Source organism: Pseudomonas guariconensis (assembly GCF_015680235.1).
In the GTDB taxonomy this organism is placed as follows: domain Bacteria; phylum Pseudomonadota; class Gammaproteobacteria; order Pseudomonadales; family Pseudomonadaceae; genus Aquipseudomonas; species Aquipseudomonas guariconensis_A.
In genome coordinates this window covers 1-2938 of record NZ_JADLJL010000068.1, presented here as the reverse complement: position 1 = coordinate 2938, position 2938 = coordinate 1, and the positions used below count along the sequence as shown (strand labels likewise).

Here is a 2938-nt window from a genome sequence, read left to right as displayed (position 1 = left end):
CCCGGAAAGACAAAACCCCTACCTGCTCGCGCAGATAGGGGTTTTGCGAAATGAATCTTGACGATGACCTACTCTCACATGGGGAAGCCCCACACTACCATCGGCGATGCATCGTTTCACTGCTGAGTTCGGGATGGGATCAGGTGGTTCCAATGCTCTATGGTCGTCAAGAAATTCTGTTGCCAGAACGTCCAGATGGACATGCCAGCCAATTCGGATATGTGAATGTGTGAGTTTACGAATTTTCGGGTCTTTCGTCTTCACCACCACAATTTGGCGTACCACTGATTCAACAGCAGGCTCAAATTGCTTGGGTGTTATATGGTCAAGCCTCACGGGCAATTAGTATCGGTTAGCTCAACGCCTCACAGCGCTTACACACCCGACCTATCAACGTCGTAGTCTTCGACGGCCCTTTAGGGGATTCAAGATCCCAGTGAGATCTCATCTTGAGGCAAGTTTCCCGCTTAGATGCTTTCAGCGGTTATCTCTTCCGAACATAGCTACCCGGCAATGCCACTGGCGTGACAACCGGAACACCAGAGGTTCGTCCACTCCGGTCCTCTCGTACTAGGAGCAGCCCCTCTCAAATCTCAAACGTCCACGGCAGATAGGGACCGAACTGTCTCACGACGTTCTAAACCCAGCTCGCGTACCACTTTAAATGGCGAACAGCCATACCCTTGGGACCGGCTTCAGCCCCAGGATGTGATGAGCCGACATCGAGGTGCCAAACACCGCCGTCGATATGAACTCTTGGGCGGTATCAGCCTGTTATCCCCGGAGTACCTTTTATCCGTTGAGCGATGGCCCTTCCATACAGAACCACCGGATCACTAAGACCTACTTTCGTACCTGCTCGACGTGTGGGTCTCGCAGTCAAGCGCGCTTTTGCCTTTATACTCTGCGACCGATTTCCGACCGGTCTGAGCGCACCTTCGTACTCCTCCGTTACTCTTTGGGAGGAGACCGCCCCAGTCAAACTACCCACCATACACTGTCCTCGATCCGGATCACGGACCTGAGTTAGAACCTCAAGGTTGCCAGGGTGGTATTTCAAGGATGGCTCCATGAGAACTGGCGTCCCCACTTCAAAGCCTCCCACCTATCCTACACAAGCAAGCTCAAAGTCCAGTGCAAAGCTATAGTAAAGGTTCACGGGGTCTTTCCGTCTAGCCGCGGATACACTGCATCTTCACAGCGATTTCAATTTCACTGAGTCTCGGGTGGAGACAGCGCCGCCATCGTTACGCCATTCGTGCAGGTCGGAACTTACCCGACAAGGAATTTCGCTACCTTAGGACCGTTATAGTTACGGCCGCCGTTTACCGGGGCTTCGATCAAGAGCTTCGCTTGCGCTAACCCCATCAATTAACCTTCCGGCACCGGGCAGGCGTCACACCCTATACGTCCACTTTCGTGTTTGCAGAGTGCTGTGTTTTTAATAAACAGTCGCAGCGGCCTGGTATCTTCGACCGGCATGGGCTTACGGAGCAAGTCCTTCACCCTCGCCGGCGCACCTTCTCCCGAAGTTACGGTGCCATTTTGCCTAGTTCCTTCACCCGAGTTCTCTCAAGCGCCTTGGTATTCTCTACCCGACCACCTGTGTCGGTTTGGGGTACGGTTCCCAGTTATCTGAAGCTTAGGAGCTTTTCTTGGAAGCATGGCATCAACCACTTCGTCGCCTAATGGCAACTCGTCATCAGCTCTCGGCCTTGAAATCCCGGATTTGCCTAAGATTTCAGCCTACCACCTTAAACTTGGACAACCAACGCCAAGCTGGCCTAGCCTTCTCCGTCCCTCCATCGCAATAACTGGAAGTACAGGAATATTAACCTGTTTTCCATCGACTACGCTTTTCAGCCTCGCCTTAGGGACCGACTAACCCTGCGTCGATTAACGTTGCGCAGGAAACCTTGGTCTTTCGGCGTGCGAGTTTTTCACTCGCATTGTCGTTACTCATGTCAGCATTCGCACTTCTGATACCTCCAGCAAGCTTCTCAACTCACCTTCACAGGCTTACAGAACGCTCCTCTACCGCATCACCTTACGGTGATACCCGTAGCTTCGGTGCATGGTTTGAGCCCCGTTACATCTTCCGCGCAGGCCGACTCGACTAGTGAGCTATTACGCTTTCTTTAAAGGATGGCTGCTTCTAAGCCAACCTCCTAGCTGTCTAAGCCTTCCCACATCGTTTCCCACTTAACCATGACTTTGGGACCTTAGCTGACGGTCTGGGTTGTTTCCCTTTTCACGACGGACGTTAGCACCCGCCGTGTGTCTCCCATGCTCGGCACTTCCAGGTATTCGGAGTTTGCATCGGTTTGGTAAGTCGGGATGACCCCCTAGCCGAAACAGTGCTCTACCCCCTGGAGTGATACATGAGGCGCTACCTAAATAGCTTTCGAGGAGAACCAGCTATCTCCGAGCTTGATTAGCCTTTCACTCCGATCCACAGGTCATCCGCTAACTTTTCAACGGTAGTCGGTTCGGTCCTCCAGTCAGTGTTACCTAACCTTCAACCTGCCCATGGATAGATCGCCCGGTTTCGGGTCTATACCCAGCGACTAAACGCCCTATTAAGACTCGCTTTCGCTACGCCTCCCCTATTCGGTTAAGCTCGCCACTGAATATAAGTCGCTGACCCATTATACAAAAGGTACGCAGTCACCTAACAAAGTAGGCTCCCACTGCTTGTACGCATACGGTTTCAGGTTCTATTTCACTCCCCTCTCCGGGGTTCTTTTCGCCTTTCCCTCACGGTACTGGTTCACTATCGGTCAGTCAGTAGTATTTAGCCTTGGAGGATGGTCCCCCCATGTTCAGACAAAGTTTCTCGTGCTCCGTCCTACTCGATTTCACTGGCAAGAGATTTTCGTGTACGGGGCTATCACCCACTATGGCCGCACTTTCCAGAGCGTTCCACTAATCTCAAACC

At 52.4% G+C, this 2938-nt stretch carries 2 rRNA genes; both read right to left on the bottom strand.

From position 1 onward, the window contains the following. Positions 1–55: 55 nt before the first annotated feature. A 5S ribosomal RNA gene (gene rrf, locus IRZ56_RS22850) occupies positions 56–171 on the bottom strand. Between the two features lie 150 nt (positions 172–321). Then, positions 322–2938: ribosomal RNA gene (locus tag IRZ56_RS22845) — 23S ribosomal RNA — on the bottom strand; the annotation flags it as partial.